We start from the raw sequence: 17850 nt of genomic DNA, 5'->3' as shown, positions 1-17850 counted from the left end.
AAGTTTATTCAGAAATCGCGAATGTCTTTTTGAATGCCGTGATCGCAGCCTGGAAGTCGCTGTCTTCAGGAAGATTTCCAGTTGTGCGGATATGTTCAAGCATCGCTTTATTGTTTTGCTCGAGGAATGAGAAGTACTCTTCTTCAAAGCGTTTGATATCTTCGACTGGAATGTCATCCAGGAATCCTTTAGTCAATGCATAAAGAATCGCAACCTGCTTCTCAACTGCAAGCGGTTTGTTCAAGCCCTGTTTTAGAACTTCAACAGTACGCGCACCGCGGTTAAGTTTAGCCTGAGTCGCTTTATCAAGGTCAGAACCGAATTGAGCGAATGCTTCAAGCTCACGGTATGAAGCAAGGTCAAGACGAAGTGTACCTGATACTTTTTTCATTGCTTTGATCTGAGCAGATCCTCCAACACGTGATACGGAAAGACCGGCGTTAACCGCTGGACGCACACCTGAGAAGAAAAGGTCAGACTGAAGGAAAATCTGTCCATCAGTGATGGAGATAACGTTTGTCGGGATGTATGCTGATACATCGCCCGCCTGTGTTTCAATGAATGGAAGGGCTGTAAGTGAACCTGCACCTTTTGCATCACTGAGTTTTGCAGCACGCTCAAGAAGGCGTGAATGCAAGTAGAATACGTCACCAGGATATGCTTCACGGCCTGGAGGACGGCGAAGGAGCAAGGAAAGTTCACGGTATGCAGATGCCTGCTTAGTTAAGTCATCATACACAACAAGAACATGCTTGCCGTTGTACATGAAATGCTCACCCATTGTTACACCTGCATAAGGAGCTAAGAATAATAGCGGTGCAGGCTGTGAAGCAGATGCAGTAACAACGATTGTATAATCAAGTGCGCCGTTTTTGCGGAGCGTTTCAACTACGTTACGTACCGTTGATTCTTTTTGTCCGATTGCAACGTAGATACAGATCATATCTTCGTCTTTTTGGTTAAGGATTGTATCGATGGCTACAGATGTTTTACCAGTCTGACGGTCACCGATGATAAGCTCACGCTGTCCGCGGCCGATTGGAATAAGAGCGTCAATCGCTTTAATTCCTGTTTGAAGCGGCTCATGAACAGATTTACGATCCATAACGCCTGGAGCAGGGCTCTCAATTGGGCGTGTATGTTTTGTTTCGATTGGACCAAGGCCGTCAACAGGCTGTCCCAGAGAGTTTACAACGCGTCCGATCAGTTCCTCACCTACAGGAACCTCCATGATGCGTCCAGTGCGGCGCACTTCGTCGCCTTCACGGATGTCTGCGTATGGTCCGAGGATGATGATACCCACGTTGTTTGACTCAAGGTTTTGAGCCATACCCAATACGCCGTTTGAAAATTCAACAAGCTCTCCAGCCATGACATTGTCGAGGCCATGAGCACGGGCGATACCGTCACCAATCTGGATAACTGTACCTACATCACTAACTTTGATATCAGACTGATAGCTTTCGATTTGCTTTTTAATCAGTGCACTAATTTCTTCTGCTTTGATGCTCATGAGTTTCACCCCTATCTACGATCTTTTTGCAACTAATTGTCGCTCTATACGTTCAAGCTTACCGCTTATACTTCCATCATAAATGCGATTGCCGATACGAAGCTTGACTCCGCCGATCAGATTCTGATCAATTACGTTTCTTAAACGAAGTGAAGTTTTGCCGATTTTTTTGGCAAAAGTATCAGACAGCGCTGTTAATTCATCCTGATCAAGCAGCCTTACAGAGTAGACAATCGCATCCTCTGTGCCGCGCTCGTCATTTGCAAGTTTCACAAAATGCTCAGCAAGCTCAGGAATCACGCTGATTCGCTGACGCTCAATCAATAGAAGAACCGTACTTAAAACAGGTTGAGATAAAGAAGCGAACGCTTCACTCATCATGGATTTTTTCTTTTCTAGCAGCACTTTTGGATGTGTAAGCACGTTCAGTAATTCAGGATTCTCCGCTGTTACCTTCTGGATGACAAGCAGTTCCTCTTCAATCTGGTCAATCGTGCGGTTTTCCTTAGCGATTTGAAAAAGAGCCAATGCATAGCGAGCTGCAACTATTTCTTTACTCATCGACCTTCGCCTACCTCTTTGATATAATCGTGGATAAGCTTTTCTTGTTCTTTCTCATTCAATTCTTTTTCAATTACTTTCGTAGCAATTAAAATAGAAAGTGATGCAACTTGCTCACGGAGAGCTGTAATGGCCTGCTCTTTTTCCGTCGCAATTTCTTTAAGCGCAGATTGTTTGATGCGTTCTGCCTCTGAACGAGCTACCAGAATAATATCTTCCTTTTGCTTTTCACCAAGCTTCTTCGCACTCTCCACTAAACTTTGCGCTTCTGTTCTTGCCTGTTTTAAAAGTTCACGCTGTTCTTCAGCAAGCTTCTTTGCTTCCGCATGCTTTGCTTCAGACGCATTAATTTCGCTTGCGATGTGCTCTTCACGCTGTTTCATGATGCCCATGACTGGTCCAAGAGCATATTTTCTCAGCAATGCGAGTAAGATTAAGAAGATAACCAGCTGGAATAAAATATCTCCAGTGTTTAATGTTAAACCTGCACCTGCTCCAACAACTAAGTTTGACGTTACCATTGCCCGGTTTCACTCCCTTCAAGTGTTCCATGATGGGTTACTATGAAAAAAAGCTCGAGATTGTACGTTTTGATTCTCGGCCGAATCTTTCCTGCATGAATATAAAAACATAAAGCAATGGCGAAGAAGGGTACAACACGATCTTCGCCATTTATGTAGAGACGGGAGTCTCTTTATTAACTTCCAAGTACGATAAACGCGATAACTACTCCGATGATCGGAAGTGCCTCAACTAGTGCGATACCGATGAACATGATTGTTTGAAGCTTACCTTGAAGTTCAGGCTGACGAGCAACACCTTCTACTGTACGTGAAACGATAAGACCATTACCAATACCAGCACCAAGTGCCGCTAAGCCGATTGCAATTGCAGCTGCGATTAAATTCATTATTTAAATCCCCTCTCAAAATAGTAAAAGTTTTTTTAAAAACAGTTGTTACCTATTAATTAGTGGTCGCTGCTCACTTTGTGAGACATATAAACCATAGTTAACATGACAAAGATAAATGCTTGGATCGAACCTACAAAAATACTGAACGCCTGCCATACCATCATTGGAAGTGCGGCTGATACAGCGCCGAGCACGCCTGTTGTAGCAAGGCCCGCCAGAAGACCCAGAAGGATTTCACCAGCATAGATGTTACCGTAAAGACGAAGACCAAGCGTTAATGTGTTGGCAAACTCTTCAATGATCTTGATCGGGAAAAGAAACGCCATCGGACGGAAGAAATCCTTCCCATATTCAGATGTTCCTTTCATTTTCACACCGTAGTAGTGTGTAAGAGCCACGATCATGACTGCAAGAGTAAGTGTAATCGTCGGATCTGCTGTCGGTGATTTCCACCATAGCTCGTGGTTAACTGCAATTGAGAACGGCAGTCCCAGCATATTTGAGACAAATATGTACATTAACAGGGTAACGCCGAGCGTGAGAAATCGTCCGCCGGTATGCCAGTCCATTGAACTGTTGATGATTCCTTTGACGAAATCGACCACCCATTCAAAGAAGTTCTGCATGCCTGTCGGCTTCATCGCCATTCTGCGTGTTGACATTACCGCAATCACAAATACGATAACACTGGCAACAGTGATCATTAAAACATTGGATAAGTTAAAAGTAAGACCTAAAAACTCAACTATAGGAGCTCCGTGATGCAATAGATTCACCTCTCTTCCGGCTAAGCGCGTGAGTGTTGGAAAACATAATCTATCATAATGACGATATAAACTGTCATTAATCCAATAATGACACTAACCATATTCAGGTATTCCGGGTACTTCATGGCAAGGAGTGCAGCGAGTCCCGCTGACGCAAGCCTTGTTGCCGTACCAAGTGACCTGACCTTCTTATTCTGCTGAACAGCCTCACCAAATTGCAGTTGTTTGCGGACCATTGACCATAAGTTAAACAAACTGAGTGATGTTCCGAGCGCAAGCCCCAAAAAGACAGACTGATGCCCTGTGAATCCCCAGCCCAAGGCATAAAGAGACAGCAGGAGGAACATATATTTCCGGTATCTTCGGTACATCTGGTGCAAATCAAACATGAATGATTCAGTCTCCTGAAAAAAAGTGGTGGACGAGCTTGATCATGGCAGTAATTCCTGCTGCCAGGCCTATGAAAAGGCCAACGATCATAAAAAGCGGTTCAGTATGGAAATATCGGTCGAGCCATCTTCCTGAAAAGATGCCAATTAGTGTTGAACCGACTAGCTGAGACAGAATGCCTGTCATAAGGGCCATTGCCTGCATGGGATGACGCTCTTTTTTGCGCATTCGACCGCCTCGCTAATAGATTAATAAAGGGTTTATCTGGGGATAGAAACGGGTAATTGAAAGCGTTATGAAAACCTTATCATTTACCCTCGTCTAGCATACAATAGGCTCTATTTAATGTCAATTGCTTTAAAACCAAAAACTTGACAATCAAAAAAGCCTATCACAAAAAGTTCACAATTACTCAGTTTCCCAGATTTCTCTTGGGATTTTCTAAGATAAGATCTGTTTCAAACGTGTCTTCCCTGTCCCCTTTTCTTGCAAAAACGACTGCTTTGTAAAGCCCGTCTTCAAGACCCAGATCCTTTTGTCTGAACGTCTTTTTAACGGCCCCCTTCTGAAGATCCCTGCCCCAGTCCAGAAACGCCACAAACCTAAGTGTGTCCGGATCATAGAGTGCGATGCCCATTTCATCCGCGCCTCCCGGCAAGTACAATTCATACTGATAGACTCCTGCCGAATCTCCGAATCCGAACTCAAAGCCCATCACCCGCGGGTAATCCGGTTCATCCACTACAAACAAGTACGGAAGCTCCCTGACCGTTTCGTCCGCTTCTGCTTTAATCCATCCCTGATGCAGGCCTTTTTCCAGCTTGTTTGCATAGATATTCACTTTTACGTATACATCCTTTTTTCCGCCTGGTTCCACTGCCGTTTTCTCGGGCATGTCCCACTGCAGACCATTCTTATAGAAAGGATAGGAAAACGAATAGACGACTTCTTTGTCTGATTGATTATCAAGTGTCAGCTTTACCTTTTTCTGAGTGCTTCCCCCGCCTTTTGTAATAACCTGGCCAAACGACAGCGCACCCGGATACATCAGTGCTTCTGTTTCAAGTGCCCTCATAACGTCTATTCGTCCGGCACCTTGTTCGATCGGCTGATAATAGTCCGCCTTTCTCCCACTCAGAGGCCTGGAGGAATTCATGAGGGCAGCCTTGATCTGCTCCGGTTTCCATTCCGGATGGGCCTGCTTGATCAGTGCGGCCGCCCCTGCCACATGAGGTGCTGACATACTTGTACCCTGGAGGCTTAAATACCCTTCAGGGACCGTGCTGTCAATCGCTACTCCGGGAGCTACAACATCAGGCTTGATCTCCCATGTCCGGGTAACTGGGCCCCTTGAACTGAAATCAGCCATCTGATCTGATTCGTTCCGGTAAACCGTTCGGATCACCGGTTTTTCGTTCAGCTGTTTTTTCAGCCACAAGCCGTCCTCTTTTGAAATGGAGACAACCGGAATGTTTGCCGGAAGTTCAAGATTGCCCGCAAAGCTACCTTTCATATTGTTATAGATAACAACCGCTTTCGCGCCGATCTTTTCAGCAAAAAGAGCTTTTTCGGTAAAAGTGATTTTCCCGCGTTCAACAAGCACTACCTTCCCTTTCATGTCTGGAGAATACTGATGTTCCTCGCCAATTCCGGCAAATACCATCTCTTCTCCCTGGTGCAGCGTCCACTCTTTTGCACCAGCCATCTGAGTGACCGGTATTTCTCTCCTTGAGCCGCTTGCTGTGAGGTAGGGAATCCGCTGCGGAGGAGTTGAGGCGCCAACAGAAATAGCCTTGCTGGACGTCCCAGGCGAACCGACTGTCCAGACACCGGGACCGGAATTACCGGTGGATACAACCGCTGTGATGCCGTGCTCTACCGCGCGGTCAAGCGCAAGACTAGTCGGCCAGTCCGGTCCATTGACCATATTGCCGAGCGACAAATTCAGCACATCCACCTTGTCTTCAATGGCTTTTTCAATCGCTGCAATGACCTGTTCGCTTGTCCCAAAGCCTCCAGGGCCGAGTGCGCGGTATGCAATGATTTCCGCTTCAGGCGCTACCCCCTTCAGCCTGCCGTTTGCCGCAATAATCCCTGCCACATGTGTGCCATGGAGAGTTTCCGTGCCGTCAGTCGCTTTTGTCTCCATTGGATCATCATCACCGTCAATGATGTCTGTCCCGCCGGCATAGCTGCGGTATAAGTCCGGGTGGGTATAATCAATGCCCGTATCAATGATGCCTACTTTTACTCCCTCTCCTGTCAGGCGGTGCTGCTTTGAATCAAAGAGCCCCCTCACATCGTCACCGCCTATGAACGGTACACTTTCTTCAAGATCCACCTGATAAGACGCGACCGGACTGGCATGGATAATATGTGGCTCCTTTTGGAGAGCCATTAAATCGTTATGGCTGCCTTCAAGCGAATAGCCGCTGAACACTTTTTCGAACGTCCGGCGGATTTTCACTCGGGGATAGTTTACTTTGATTTTTTCAGAGAAGTCCTGCGCATGAGCTTTCTCTACAATGATCATTACTGTTTCTGTGCGGCTGGGAGATACGTCCGGAATGGAAGGCACTTCCGGATAGGTTACTGCACTTGTATGTATTGGAAAAATGGAAGCCATGAGAAAAATAGAGAGAATGAATTTGCTTGTCATCACCGTCACCTCTCTTTTATCCTTCTCAAATGGGTATAAAAAAATCCCCCTTGTAAAAGGAGGATTTGTTGTTCACTTAGTTCCAAACATACGGTCTCCGGCATCACCTAGGCCAGGAACGATATATCCGTGATCATTTAATTTTTCATCAAGTGCCGCGATGTAGATGTCGACATCAGGATGAGCTTCTTTCACAATTTCAACGCCTTCAGGAGCTGCAATCAAGCACATGAACTTGATGTTCTTGGCGCCGCGCTTTTTCACGCTGTTAATCGCCTCTACTGCTGAGCCGCCTGTAGCAAGCATTGGGTCGACGACGATGAACTCGCGCTCTTCTACGTCTGATGGAAGCTTCACGTAATATTCAACCGGTTTTAGCGTCTCCGGATCACGGTAAAGCCCTACATGTCCAACTTTTGCAGCCGGAATCAATTTAAGGATTCCGTCAACCATTCCAAGACCGGCACGCAGAATTGGAACAATCGCAAGCTTTTTGCCTGCAAGAACCATGGATTTTGCTACTTGTACAGGTGTTTCAACCTCTACTTCTTCAAGAGGCATGTCTCTTGTGATTTCAAACATCATCAGGCTCGCCACTTCATCAACCAGCTCGCGAAACTCTTTCGTGCCTGTTTTGACGTCGCGGATATATGTCAGTTTATGCTGTATAAGTGGATGATCAAACACGTAAACTTTGCCCATCAGCTCATCTCCTTTTCTAATGCACTTCAATAGATTTTACAGAAAAAGAAGAGCCGTTTCAAGGAGGATGGGAGATTTATTTTATGGGTTTATATGGATTGGCAACTTTCATAGAACATACACAATTTGAAAAACCATCTATGTTAACATAAAGCTATACTGGCTATACATTCACTTTTTTGGAGATGAACGATAGATGACAACCGGTTTTATCATTCTGACAATTGCAATTAGTTTGCTTAAAGTAATTATTGCAAGCCCGCCAACCTTCGTTGTTGAATGGCTGCTCGGCAAATTCGCCCTTCATTCCAAGCTCAGTGAAGAGAGCGCCACTGTAACCCTCAGTGGAAAGCGTTTAGAAGGCGAAGAAAAAACTCAATTTATCCGCATGTTTAATGAAGCAACATTTTTTGATAAATACAATGAATACAATCTGCCTGCAAGCAAAACGGGCACTCCTTTTATTATTGATGTAAATACGGGAAAAAGGGGTGTAACGCTGTCTGTGTATATTTACAGCGGCCATGCAGATGTATTCAAGCACGGGAAAAAGAAAACAGTGGCTTATAGCCTGCGGTCTGAGAGTCTGCAAGAATGTTGAATGCAGCAGCTGAAATGGCCATATTTATAACCTAGTCAAAGCTGCCGGCAACGTGTCCGGCAGCTTTTTTTGCTTTGCAGCATTTAATTTTGAAAGCTTGAAACGGATGTTCCCGGTCCGCTTGCCCACACAACGTTTCCTACTATATAAAATGGCCTGGCCGAGATTCACCTAAACGCCGTTTTACGATATGCGAAGTTGTGTCATTTAGACCAGTCCCTCTTTACATCAATTGACAATTTCATGAAATACATAGACTTCTTCGTGTATAGCGTTTAAAATCATCAAAGAGTGTTTTTTAATTAGACAGACATGAGGTGAATGGAATTTTGAATTTGTGGGAGATTTTTGTTGCAGTTGTACTTGGCATTGTTGAAGGATTAACAGAGTTTGCACCGGTATCTTCTACTGGACATATGATTATATTTGATGATCTGCTGTTTCAGTCCAAAGAATTGTATGGCCAGCAAGTTGCCAATACATTTAAAATTGTGATTCAGCTCGGATCCATTCTTGCGGTTGTCATCATTTTCAGAGAACGATTCATCAGCCTGCTCGGGCTTAAAAAAGAAACAGCAAAAGAAAAGCAGACAAAATTAAAGCTGTCTCAAGTGTTTGTCGGCCTGCTGCCTGCAGGAATCTTTGGTCTTTTGTTTGAAGACTATATTGATGAACATCTATTTTCCATTAACACGGTTTTAATCGGACTTGTAGTCGGTGCTTTCCTGATGATTGCGGCCGATTTTGTACAGAAAAAACGAACGGTTACAACTGAAACAGTGGACAAAATCACGTATAAACAGGCCCTTATGGTCGGCCTGATTCAGTGTTTATCGCTGTGGCCCGGTTTTTCCCGTTCAGGCTCTACGATTTCCGGAGGCGTCATGCTCGGAATGAACCACAGAACGGCATCAGATTTCACGTTTATTATGGCCGTGCCGATCATGGCCGGAGCAAGCGGGCTTTCCCTTTTGAAAAACTGGGAGTACTTCACCCTTGATGCCCTGCCGTTTTTCATTGCCGGGTTCATCAGTGCATTTGTTGTTGCCCTGATTTCGATTAAATTCTTCCTGGCCCTTATCAACAAAGTTAAGCTCGTGCCGTTTGCGATTTACCGTATCGTGCTTGCAGCCGTTATTTATTTCGTATTCTTGTAAGAGAAAAAGAGCAAATCCGCAGGGATTTGCTCTTTTTGTATGGAAAAATCACACGTATAAATCGAATTTAGCCGTAAGTGTTTCAACACGGTTTTTCGCTTCTTCGAGTTTCGCCTCGTCTTCATGGTTGCTGAGAGCAAGAACCATAATAGAAGCAATCTCGTCCATGTCCTCAAGACCGAAGCCTCTGCTTGTTACTGCAGCCGTTCCAATGCGCACGCCGCTTGTTACAAACGGGCTTTCAGGATCAAATGGAATCGTGTTTTTGTTCACTGTAATACCGACATCATCAAGTACTTTCTCAGCCACTTTTCCAGTCAGGCCAAGTGAGCGGACATCGATCAAAATGAGGTGGTTGTCCGTTCCGTCAGATACGAGATTCAGACCCTGGCTTTTCAGGCCTTCTGCCAGGCGGTTTGCATTCGCAATAATGTTTGATGCATACGTTTTGAACTCATCCTGCAGGACTTCTCCAAACGAAACAGCTTTTGCAGCGATCACATGCATAAGCGGACCGCCCTGAATGCCAGGGAAGATGGATTTGTCGATTTTTTTAGCATATTCTTCTTTGCAGAGAATCATACCGCCGCGCGGACCGCGAAGCGTTTTATGCGTTGTTGTTGTCACAAAATCAGCGTAAGGAACAGGGTTTTCATGAAGGCCTGCAGCCACGAGGCCTGCAATGTGGGCCATATCGACCATAAAGTAAGCGCCGACTTCATCTGCAATTTCACGGAATTTCTTGAAGTCAATGGCACGCGGATAAGCACTCGCACCTGCTACAATCAGCTTAGGCTTGTGAAGGCGTGCTTTTTCAAGGACGTCCTCGTAATTGATGCGGTGTGTTTCTTTATCAACGCCGTACTCAACGAAATTATACTGAACTCCGCTGAAGTTAACCGGGCTGCCGTGAGTTAAATGGCCGCCGTGTGAAAGGTTCATACCTAGAACAGTATCTCCATGCTCAAGAATCGTAAAGTAAACAGCCATATTCGCCTGTGCACCTGAATGAGGCTGCACGTTGACATGCTCAGCACCAAAGATTTCTTTCGCGCGGTCTCTTGCAATGTTTTCCACAACATCTACGTGCTCACAGCCGCCATAATAGCGGCGTCCCGGATAGCCTTCTGCATATTTGTTCGTTAACACAGAGCCCTGGGCTTCCATGACTGCTTCTGTTACGAAGTTTTCAGACGCGATCAGCTCAATTTTCGTGCGCTGGCGCTGCAGTTCATCCTGGATTGCTTCAAATACACTAGTATCCTGCTTGCTTAAATGTTTCATGCTAAGAATCCCCCTATCCAATTCAAACGATTTTGCTGACAGTTTCACATTTTCATTCATCTACATTGTACACGTTCAGAAAGCAGAATGTAATAGATTTATGCGTGATTTTCGTTCAATTGCGTTATTTTTGATAAAAAAGCACTAAAATAACGAATAAAACACTATTATATAATTTTATCGTTCGTATTTATCACGTACATTGTTTATTCTCTTTTTTTGAAGAAGAATAGACCGCTCTCTCTCCGCCAATCAGCTTGGGACGGGTTTTGGCCATCGTTACATGGGCATGTCCGACTTGATTTAAAGAGCTTCTCACCGGAACCGCCACATGCTTAAGGTGCATGCCGATAAAGGTATCACCTATGTCAATTCCGCCGTCTGCCTTGATAAATTCAACAACGGCAGGATTTTTAAAGACTGAATAGGCGTAAGTGGCCATCGCCCCTCCCGCTCTGCGGATAGGTGTCACCGTTACTTCATCAAGCCCGTGTTTTTCAGCCGTTTCCTGCTCCACCACAAGGGCCCGGTTTAAATGTTCACAGCACTGAAAAGCGAGATGCACGCCAGTCCGCTCTTTAAAAGCCTCAAGCTCTGAAAAGATCATCTCTGCCACTTGTTCAGTCCCTGCTGTACCAATCTTTTCGCCGATCACTTCGCTCGTGCTGCATCCGACCGCAAACACCATGCCGGGTCTGAAAGAGGACTGCTCCTCCAAGTCGGCAAGCATGGTTCCAAGCTGAACCTTCCACTCCTGAATGTCAGTCATTTTCTCTTCACCCTCAGAGCTTATTTTCAAACTCAGTGATTTTATTCACGCGGTTTTCATGCCGGCCGCCTTCAAACTCTGTTGTCAGCCAGATTTTCGCTATTTCGCGTGCAAGTCCGGGTCCGATTACGCGCTCTCCCATTGCAAGCATGTTGCTGTTGTTGTGCTCGCGCGTTGCTTTCGCACTGAACGTATCATGCACAAGCGCACAGCGGATGCCCTTCACTTTGTTGGCAGAAATACTCATGCCGATACCTGTTCCGCAAATCAGAATCCCGCGGTCAAATTCCCCGTTTGCCACTTTTTCAGCAACAGGAAGTGCATAGTCCGGATAATCAACAGACGTTTCGCACTCACAGCCGAAATCTTCATATGGAATATTCATCTCATCCATCAAGCTTTTTATTTCCTCGCGCAGTCTAAGACCGCCGTGATCAGATGCAATTGCAATTTTCATGAAAATACCCTCCACTTTGATTAGTCTTTGAGCTTATCCATTAATCGTCCAATCATCTTCTCCAGTTCTTCGCGTGTCATTCTGTACACATCAAGCGACCCGCCGAAAGGATCCATGACATCCCGGCGCGCAAGCTCATCTTCAGCCGTAAATTCTGAAAGCGTAAACGTTTTTTCAATTGCCTGCGGATACCTTTCAAAAATCAGCTCTTTATGGCTTTCTGTCATCGTCAAAATGTAGGTTGCCCATTTAATATGCTCCCCGTTCAGCAGAGACGACTGATGACTGCAGGCAATGCCCTTTTCATCGAGCGCCTGTTTGGCAAAATGCGAAGCATCGCTGCCGTCGCTTGCAAATACACCGGCAGACTTAACGGACAGCTGCCTGTCTTCTTTCATATGATTCAACAATGCTTCAGCCATCGGGCTTCTGCATGTATTTCCCGTACAAACAAAAAGGATATTCGTCATTCGTGTTCCCCCTTTTCTGTTATTATAACCTGAAAAACGCCGGGAACATAGTGACCGGGCTTCTTATCATTTTTGCATGAAAAAAATAGAAGTTATGCCGATTTTAACGCACAAAAAAAGCCCGTTTCCGGACCCTTTTCTACATTGGAAAAATAAGCTTCAGTCCAAAGCCAAGCAGGATACTGCCGCCAAGCGCTTCGCCGTATGTACCAAGCCAAGTTTGTACGCGTCTGCCAATCAGCAGGCCGGTCCACGTGAGAAGCATACTCACAACACCAAACATCAAAATGGTCAAAAGCGTTCTTGCCCCGTAAATCCCAAGCGTCAGGCCAACTGAAAAACTGTCTAAGCTGACACTCAGCGCGAAAAAAAGCAAGCCGAATCCAACTGGAGTGATCATTGATTCCTGGTCCTTTTTAAACGAGGCCAGAATCATCTGGACGCCAAGAATGATAAGCAGCGCCCCGCCTGCAAGCGAAGCAATATGGCCAAATGTTCCTGAGAGCACTTTGCCGATCCACATGCCGGCGAGCGGCATCCATATATGAAACAGGCCGATTGTCAGGCCAATATAAAAAATCTGCCGAAGCCTGAGTTTGATCATCCCCATGCCAAGTCCGACCGAAAATGCATCCATTCCAAGCGCAAACGCCATCATAAATAACGTAATCAGTTCGCCAATCAATGCTTCCAGATTCATATACAAGCCTCCCCGGACACGCCTCAATCAAACTTATGCATGTCCGGGAAGGCTTAGAACATTTCTATTTTCCGGTTTGGATCATTCGCCCTATTCCTTTATTAAACGGTGGCCGGCCGCCTTCATGAGCCTGTTCATCACTGCCTGGCCCACACCGGCGGACGAAAAACTTTCGCTGAAAATACAGTCTACATCCGTTTCATTAAATGCTCTTAGAACGTCATAAAGCTCTGAAGCGACTGTGTGCATATTTGCTCTGCTTCCGCAGGAAAAGACCACATCTGCCTCATAGTTTCCTGCCGTCTCTTTTGCAGAGAGAACGCCGACTTTTTTCCCTTCGCTTTTTGCCTCGCTGATTAATCCCTGAAGGAAAGAAGGGGTGCCGTCAACAATCGTCATCGGTGCAGCTGGGGCATAGTGTGTATATTTCATTCCCGGTGATTTCGGCGCCTGTGTCTCGTCGGTCAGCGCCTGGTCAACGGTCACTTCTCCAATCAGTGCTTGGAGCTGTTCCTTTGTAACGCCGCCCGGTCTCAGGATGACAGGGATTTGCTGTGTACAGTCCAAAACGGTGGATTCCACGCCTACGCCTGTTGAACCGCCGTCTACGATTCCGGCAATTCTTCCATTTAAATCATCAAATACATGTGACGCGCGCGTCGGGCTTGGTTTTCCCGAGAGATTCGCACTCGGTGCTGCTACTGGAAGATTCGCTTCCTTTATAAGAGCAAGCGCAAGCGGATGATCCGGCATTCTCACTGCGACTGTATCAAGCCCCGCTGTTACACGGTCTGACAAACCGGCTTTTTTAGGCAATACAAATGTAATTGGCCCCGGCCAAAGAGCCTCAATCAATTTATCCACATAAACAGGCACATGCGCCGCAACTTCATGCAGCTGCTTAATGGATGCGATGTGGACAATCAGTGGATTATCACTCGGTCTGCCTTTCGCCTCATAGATTTTACCCACAGCTTCGTCCGATTTTGCGTTGGCGCCAAGGCCGTAAACGGTCTCCGTAGGAAAAGCAACAACCTCATTTTCCCTTAATTGTGCTGCTGCCTGTGCAATTTGTGGATAACTTGAAGATAAATCCTCCAAATTATCCACAATCCAAACATTTGTCTTCATTTTTCTTACTCTCCTGTCTAACATGTGAATAACTTAGTATTTCCCGCACTTTTCATTCATTCCTCATGAAAGTATAAAAGAACCCCTAAAAGAATACAAGCCTTATCCACAAAATGTGGATAAGGCGAGTGAATTAGTGGATAACTATGTGGATATATCCACATCAGGATGTTTTTGCCATCACTTCTGCATGTTCCTTGCTGAAAGACTCCTTAAAATGCGCTGACTGCAGCAAATGCTGCGGAATGTTCTCTTTTTCCACAGCCTGAAAGCCAATGATGTTTAGAAAATCTACTGCACTCCTGCTGTTTGCCACAAGGTAACAGCTCCCCAACCCCTTCTCTTTCGCGAGCGCATAAACACTTTCAAAAAGAGAAAGCAGGTGGGCCTGGTTCATAGACTCCGAAACCGCAAGCGAGCGCAGCAGGCCGTCTCCTCCGACCGGTTCAACACCAAGCGTAGCCGTGATCTGTCCATCACTCTCTAGGAGGGCAAAATACTCCACAAACTCTTCTATTCCGTCCGATCTCAAGCCGGCTTTCTCAATAAACGCTTTTATAGCCTGTACATCCTTTTTTCCAGCAATTCTTAACTGATAGTACATCCAATCCCCCCGTTTTTCGTTTCTACTTCAACTCTATGACGAAAAATGATGGGATATGACCCGAGATATATTCCAGTATTGAAAAAAAGAGAGACGCACGGTCAAACCGTACGCCTTTCAGGAAAATACTCCTTCAAACCACTCTACTAAAAAGAATTTCACTTCTACTTGTTCTTTTTCCTCTTCTTCATCCACAATCAGGGAAGTCATCTCTTCAGATGCTTTTTCCACTGTCTCTTCTTCATCTGCAAGCAATGAAGCAAGCTCCTCAGATGCATCTGCCTCTTCAGCAGCAGGCGCCGCTTCTTCCTCAAGTTCAGCTGCCTGAACTGCCTGCCCGTTTGAAAAATCAAGGAAACATAGAGGCGGGAACAGTACACACCACCAGTTAGCGCCTTTTCCTTCGCCGAGCGTAATCAAAATCGCTTCATAATCACCGGCAGGGTAAATGTAGCTGCCGTACATCTTCGTCGGAAAGCTTACATTATTGAAATCAACCGTAAACTCCTGAACCATGTTCTCTCTCACAAGTGTCGCCTGGACAATCTTCTCAATCTCAGGAAGCCTTGACTTGATCAGCTCTCTTGCCTCTTCAACCGATGTCAGCTTCTCAACCCAAACAGTGATTTCCTTGTTTACCTCATCGCGGATCTTGCGCTTCAGCACCTGATCCTCTTCAGAATCACTATTTGCAAGAATCCGCAGGCGAATCGCCTCTTCCGGAATGACAACCGCCTCATTCACCTGCTGCGCCCCGGCTGCAAGCGGCTCCTTATAAACGTTCATAACCGCCCCGATCATTAATAATGAAATATATATAAATGCCATATAATGTTTCTTCATTTTCATCACCATCCCCTTCTAGCAACCAGTATGGACAGGGAGGCAGAATCTTAAACTAGCTTTTTGAAAACTAGTAATCTATTTTTTTGGAGTGTTGTTTCGTGTATATGGGAGATTGAGCTGTCCTATGCAGTCCAGGAAGGCAAATCAAGTGAAAAAATCAACTGATAAATGCCCAAGATCTTGCTAGAAAAAGAGGTAGTTAGGGGTTGGGATGGGGTTTGGGTGTAAAAAAAATCGCCTCAATCATGAGGCGCTCCTTCTACAACAGCAAATACCATTCTGTCCTTGCCGTTGATGTCGTATCTAACTTCAGCCTGTGCGTGCGGAAGCTGTTCCAGCAGCAGCGCTTTAACGTCTTCGCCCTGTCCGGCTCCGACTTCGAATGCAATCAAGGCACGCGTACTGATGACGCGCGGGATGTCAGCTGCCAGTCTGCGGTAAAAGTCCAGTCCGTCCGCTCCGCCTGCAAGGGCGCGGTGGGGTTCATGGTCCCTTACGACCGGTGAAAGCTCAAGCACTTCTGCATCCGGGATATAAGGAGGGTTTGAGACAACCACATCCATTTTCGTTCCGCTTTCCATCAGCGGCGCAAGCAAGTCTCCATGCATGAATTCCACTTCAGCCCCAAGGCTTTCTGCGTTCATGCTTGCGACTTCGAGGGATTCTGGTGCGATATCGACAGCCCTTACTTTAAAAGCCGGATTTTCAAGTGCAAGGGAAATCGCAATGGCTCCGCTGCCTGTCCCAATGTCGGCTGCGGCAATCGTATCATAGCCTTTAAACAGGCTTTTCGCTTTAAGCAAAATCCCCTCAACCAGTTCCTCTGTTTCAGGGCGCGGAATTAACACTTCTTTATTGACCGTAAATGAACGGCCGTAAAACTCTTCTGATCCAATCATGTGCTGTACAGGAACTCCATCTGCATGACGGTGAACGTCTGCTTTGAATGGTTCCCAGACTCCGTCGGGCAGGTCCATCCTCAAGGAGGCAAGCATTTCCGAACGGCTCATGTTCAGATGGTGGCGAAGCAGGAGCTCTCCCGCATTATGATCACGCTCTGCTTCTGCCAAAAAAGAAGAAGCCCACTTCAGGGCTTCGTACACCTTAATCATGCTTAACGGTCTGCCTGGTCGAGTCTGCTTGACTGATCCTCTACGATTAGAGCATCGACAAACTCATCCAGTTTCCCCTGCAGAATTTGATCAAGCTTTTGGATCGTCAGGCCAATGCGGTGGTCTGTTACACGGTTTTGCGGGAAGTTGTACGTGCGGATCCGTTCTGAACGGTCACCTGTTCCAACAGCAAGCTTGCGGTTTTGATCGTATTCAGCCTGTGCCTCGCGCTGGAATTTGTCATATACGCGCGCGCGAAGTACTTTCATGGCTTTTTCTTTGTTTTTAATCTGTGACTTTTCATCCTGGCAGGACACCACTGTTCCTGTCGGCAAATGCGTCAGGCGTACGGCCGACATTGTCGTGTTGACACTCTGTCCGCCCGGTCCGCTTGAAGTAAATGTATCGACGCGGATATCTTTATCGTGAATTTCCACTTCCACTTCCTCCGCTTCCGGAAGGCAGACAACCGTCGCTGTGGACGTGTGAATTCTTCCGCCGGATTCTGTTTCAGGGACACGCTGCACACGGTGTGCACCGTTTTCATATTTTAGCTTCGAGAATGCGCCGTTTCCATTGATCATAAAGATGATCTCTTTATAGCCGCCGACACCGGTAGTGTTGGCTTCCATAACTTCTGTCTTCCACCCTTGAGCTTCGGCAAAACGGCTGTACATGCGGTAAAGGTCTCCTGCAAACAGAGCTGCCTCATCTCCGCCTGCAGCGCCGCGGATCTCCATGATAACGTTTTTGTCATCGTTCGGGTCCTTTGGAATCAGAAGAATCTTCAGGCGTGCAGCCAGGTCTTTCTCCTGTGACTGCAGCTCAGAAAGCTCCTCCTTCACCATGTCGCGCATGTCAGCGTCAAGCTTGTCATCAAGCATGGCTTTGGCGTCGTCAATCTGTTCTTTTACTGATTTATATTCACGGTATACGTCAACTGTTTCCTGCAAATCGGATTGTTCTTTTGAATATTCGCGGAGCTTCTTTGAATCGTTGATAATATCAGGATCCATCAGTAGTCCGTTTAGCTTTTCGTAGCGGTCTTCTACGGATTGTAAGCGGTCCAGCACGTTATTCACCTCTATTTTCGTCCATAACGTTATAATTATAGTATAGGTTATTGAAAGCGTCAAAAGCAAATTACGGGAAAAGCGGAGCCGACTGTTCAGGCCTGGCAGTCAGATAAGAAATCACACGGAAAGTCCGGGTTT

At 46.1% G+C, this 17850-nt stretch carries 21 protein-coding genes; 2 read left to right on the top strand and 19 right to left on the bottom strand.

Features of this window, described 5'->3' with window-relative positions:
- Positions 1–4: 4 nt before the first annotated feature.
- The 9 genes from atpA to upp all read right to left on the bottom strand — a co-directional run bounded on the left by atpA (position 5) and on the right by upp (position 7505).
- Complete coding sequence (gene atpA, locus AZ46_RS14395) at positions 5–1513, bottom strand: F0F1 ATP synthase subunit alpha (protein WP_029283360.1); 1509 nt, start codon at positions 1511–1513, stop codon at positions 5–7.
- A 15-nt stretch (positions 1514–1528) separates the two neighbouring features.
- Entirely contained in the window at positions 1529–2074 is a 546-nt protein-coding gene (locus AZ46_RS14390) for a F0F1 ATP synthase subunit delta (protein ID WP_029283358.1), read from the bottom strand.
- Positions 2071–2595, bottom strand: a complete 525-nt coding sequence (atpF, locus tag AZ46_RS14385; protein ID WP_029283356.1) for a F0F1 ATP synthase subunit B — start codon at positions 2593–2595, stop codon at positions 2071–2073. Before atpF ends, AZ46_RS14390 begins: the two co-directional genes overlap by 4 nt.
- Before the next feature lie 176 nt (positions 2596–2771).
- Positions 2772–2984: a F0F1 ATP synthase subunit C gene (gene atpE, locus AZ46_RS14380; protein ID WP_029283354.1), complete on the bottom strand. Its 213-nt coding sequence runs from the start codon at positions 2982–2984 to the stop codon at positions 2772–2774.
- A 59-nt stretch (positions 2985–3043) separates the two neighbouring features.
- Positions 3044–3754 (bottom strand): F0F1 ATP synthase subunit A, encoded by a 711-nt coding sequence (gene atpB / locus AZ46_RS14375; RefSeq protein ID WP_029283352.1) that lies wholly within the window; start codon positions 3752–3754, stop codon positions 3044–3046.
- 20 nt (positions 3755–3774) lie between these two features.
- Positions 3775–4143, bottom strand: coding sequence for an ATP synthase subunit I (locus tag AZ46_RS14370; protein WP_029283350.1), 369 nt, complete (start codon positions 4141–4143; stop codon positions 3775–3777).
- 7 nt (positions 4144–4150) lie between these two features.
- The gene (locus tag AZ46_RS14365; protein WP_029283348.1) at positions 4151–4372 is read right to left on the bottom strand and encodes an AtpZ/AtpI family protein; all 222 of its coding nucleotides are present in this window, start codon (positions 4370–4372) and stop codon (positions 4151–4153) included.
- 184 nt (positions 4373–4556) lie between these two features.
- On the bottom strand, positions 4557–6803 hold the full coding sequence (locus tag AZ46_RS22515) for a S8 family serine peptidase (RefSeq protein WP_029283347.1): 2247 nt from the start codon (positions 6801–6803) through the stop codon (positions 4557–4559).
- A gap of 72 nt (positions 6804–6875) precedes the next feature.
- Entirely contained in the window at positions 6876–7505 is a 630-nt protein-coding gene (gene upp, locus AZ46_RS14355; protein WP_029283345.1) for a uracil phosphoribosyltransferase, read from the bottom strand.
- 196 nt (positions 7506–7701) lie between these two features.
- Between upp and AZ46_RS14350 the strand changes: the two genes are divergently transcribed.
- Both AZ46_RS14350 and AZ46_RS14345 read left to right on the top strand, forming a co-directional pair.
- Positions 7702–8106: a YfmQ family protein gene (locus AZ46_RS14350; protein ID WP_029283343.1), complete on the top strand. Its 405-nt coding sequence runs from the start codon at positions 7702–7704 to the stop codon at positions 8104–8106.
- A gap of 335 nt (positions 8107–8441) precedes the next feature.
- A complete protein-coding gene (locus AZ46_RS14345) occupies positions 8442–9263 on the top strand; it encodes an undecaprenyl-diphosphate phosphatase (RefSeq protein WP_035319403.1) in 822 nt (273 codons plus the stop codon).
- Between the two features lie 48 nt (positions 9264–9311).
- Here the strand turns inward: AZ46_RS14345 and AZ46_RS14340 are convergent, their stop codons facing one another.
- From AZ46_RS14340 to prfA, 10 genes are all read right to left on the bottom strand, one after another.
- Positions 9312–10547, bottom strand: a complete 1236-nt coding sequence (locus tag AZ46_RS14340) for a serine hydroxymethyltransferase (RefSeq protein WP_029283339.1) — start codon at positions 10545–10547, stop codon at positions 9312–9314.
- Positions 10548–10740: 193 nt separating this feature from the next.
- Positions 10741–11316, bottom strand: coding sequence for a TIGR01440 family protein (locus AZ46_RS14335; protein WP_029283337.1), 576 nt, complete (start codon positions 11314–11316; stop codon positions 10741–10743).
- A gap of 13 nt (positions 11317–11329) precedes the next feature.
- Positions 11330–11773 (bottom strand): ribose 5-phosphate isomerase B, encoded by a 444-nt coding sequence (rpiB, locus tag AZ46_RS14330; RefSeq protein ID WP_029283335.1) that lies wholly within the window; start codon positions 11771–11773, stop codon positions 11330–11332.
- Between the two features lie 20 nt (positions 11774–11793).
- On the bottom strand, positions 11794–12243 hold the full coding sequence (locus AZ46_RS14325; protein ID WP_029283333.1) for a low molecular weight protein arginine phosphatase: 450 nt from the start codon (positions 12241–12243) through the stop codon (positions 11794–11796).
- A gap of 139 nt (positions 12244–12382) precedes the next feature.
- On the bottom strand, positions 12383–12943 hold the full coding sequence (locus tag AZ46_RS14320) for a manganese efflux pump MntP (protein ID WP_029283332.1): 561 nt from the start codon (positions 12941–12943) through the stop codon (positions 12383–12385).
- 90 nt (positions 12944–13033) lie between these two features.
- A complete protein-coding gene (locus tag AZ46_RS14315; protein WP_029283330.1) occupies positions 13034–14074 on the bottom strand; it encodes an L-threonylcarbamoyladenylate synthase in 1041 nt (346 codons plus the stop codon).
- A gap of 163 nt (positions 14075–14237) precedes the next feature.
- Positions 14238–14678, bottom strand: coding sequence for a GNAT family N-acetyltransferase (locus AZ46_RS14310; protein ID WP_029283328.1), 441 nt, complete (start codon positions 14676–14678; stop codon positions 14238–14240).
- 117 nt (positions 14679–14795) lie between these two features.
- A complete protein-coding gene (spoIIR, locus tag AZ46_RS14305) occupies positions 14796–15521 on the bottom strand; it encodes a stage II sporulation protein R (RefSeq protein WP_029283326.1) in 726 nt (241 codons plus the stop codon).
- Between the two features lie 242 nt (positions 15522–15763).
- Entirely contained in the window at positions 15764–16633 is an 870-nt protein-coding gene (gene prmC, locus AZ46_RS14300) for a peptide chain release factor N(5)-glutamine methyltransferase (RefSeq protein ID WP_029283324.1), read from the bottom strand.
- Positions 16634–16638: 5 nt separating this feature from the next.
- The gene (gene prfA / locus AZ46_RS14295; RefSeq protein ID WP_029283322.1) at positions 16639–17709 is read right to left on the bottom strand and encodes a peptide chain release factor 1; all 1071 of its coding nucleotides are present in this window, start codon (positions 17707–17709) and stop codon (positions 16639–16641) included.
- Positions 17710–17850 lie beyond the last annotated feature (141 nt).

This window comes from Metabacillus indicus LMG 22858 (genome assembly GCF_000708755.2).
GTDB classification, from domain to species: Bacteria; Bacillota; Bacilli; order Bacillales; family Bacillaceae; genus Bacillus_P; species Bacillus_P indicus.
The sequence above is the reverse complement of the archived record's forward strand: the minus strand, read 5'-3'. Positions and strand labels throughout refer to the sequence as shown.

Bases quoted from the DNA above. Each gene is read 5' to 3' on its own strand.
- rpiB (WP_029283335.1), bottom strand. From the start codon at position 11,773: ATGAAAATTGCAATTGCATCTGATCACGGCGGTCTTAGACTGCGCGAG.
- spoIIR (WP_029283326.1), bottom strand. From the start codon at position 15,521: ATGAAGAAACATTATATGGCATTTATATATATTTCATTATTAATGATC.
- AZ46_RS14325 (WP_029283333.1), bottom strand. From the start codon at position 12,243: ATGACGAATATCCTTTTTGTTTGTACGGGAAATACATGCAGAAGCCCG.
- AZ46_RS14350 (WP_029283343.1), top strand. From the start codon at position 7,702: ATGACAACCGGTTTTATCATTCTGACAATTGCAATTAGTTTGCTTAAA.
- AZ46_RS14340 (WP_029283339.1), bottom strand. From the start codon at position 10,547: ATGAAACATTTAAGCAAGCAGGATACTAGTGTATTTGAAGCAATCCAG.
- AZ46_RS14365 (WP_029283348.1), bottom strand. From the start codon at position 4,372: ATGCGCAAAAAAGAGCGTCATCCCATGCAGGCAATGGCCCTTATGACA.
- AZ46_RS14310 (WP_029283328.1), bottom strand. From the start codon at position 14,678: ATGTACTATCAGTTAAGAATTGCTGGAAAAAAGGATGTACAGGCTATA.
- atpE (WP_029283354.1), bottom strand. From the start codon at position 2,984: ATGAATTTAATCGCAGCTGCAATTGCAATCGGCTTAGCGGCACTTGGT.
- AZ46_RS14370 (WP_029283350.1), bottom strand. From the start codon at position 4,143: ATGTTTGATTTGCACCAGATGTACCGAAGATACCGGAAATATATGTTC.
- atpF (WP_029283356.1), bottom strand. From the start codon at position 2,595: ATGGTAACGTCAAACTTAGTTGTTGGAGCAGGTGCAGGTTTAACATTA.
- AZ46_RS22515 (WP_029283347.1), bottom strand. From the start codon at position 6,803: ATGACAAGCAAATTCATTCTCTCTATTTTTCTCATGGCTTCCATTTTT.
- AZ46_RS14315 (WP_029283330.1), bottom strand. From the start codon at position 14,074: ATGAAGACAAATGTTTGGATTGTGGATAATTTGGAGGATTTATCTTCA.
- AZ46_RS14335 (WP_029283337.1), bottom strand. From the start codon at position 11,316: ATGACTGACATTCAGGAGTGGAAGGTTCAGCTTGGAACCATGCTTGCC.
- AZ46_RS14320 (WP_029283332.1), bottom strand. From the start codon at position 12,943: ATGAATCTGGAAGCATTGATTGGCGAACTGATTACGTTATTTATGATG.
- upp (WP_029283345.1), bottom strand. From the start codon at position 7,505: ATGGGCAAAGTTTACGTGTTTGATCATCCACTTATACAGCATAAACTG.
- AZ46_RS14390 (WP_029283358.1), bottom strand. From the start codon at position 2,074: ATGAGTAAAGAAATAGTTGCAGCTCGCTATGCATTGGCTCTTTTTCAA.
- atpA (WP_029283360.1), bottom strand. From the start codon at position 1,513: ATGAGCATCAAAGCAGAAGAAATTAGTGCACTGATTAAAAAGCAAATC.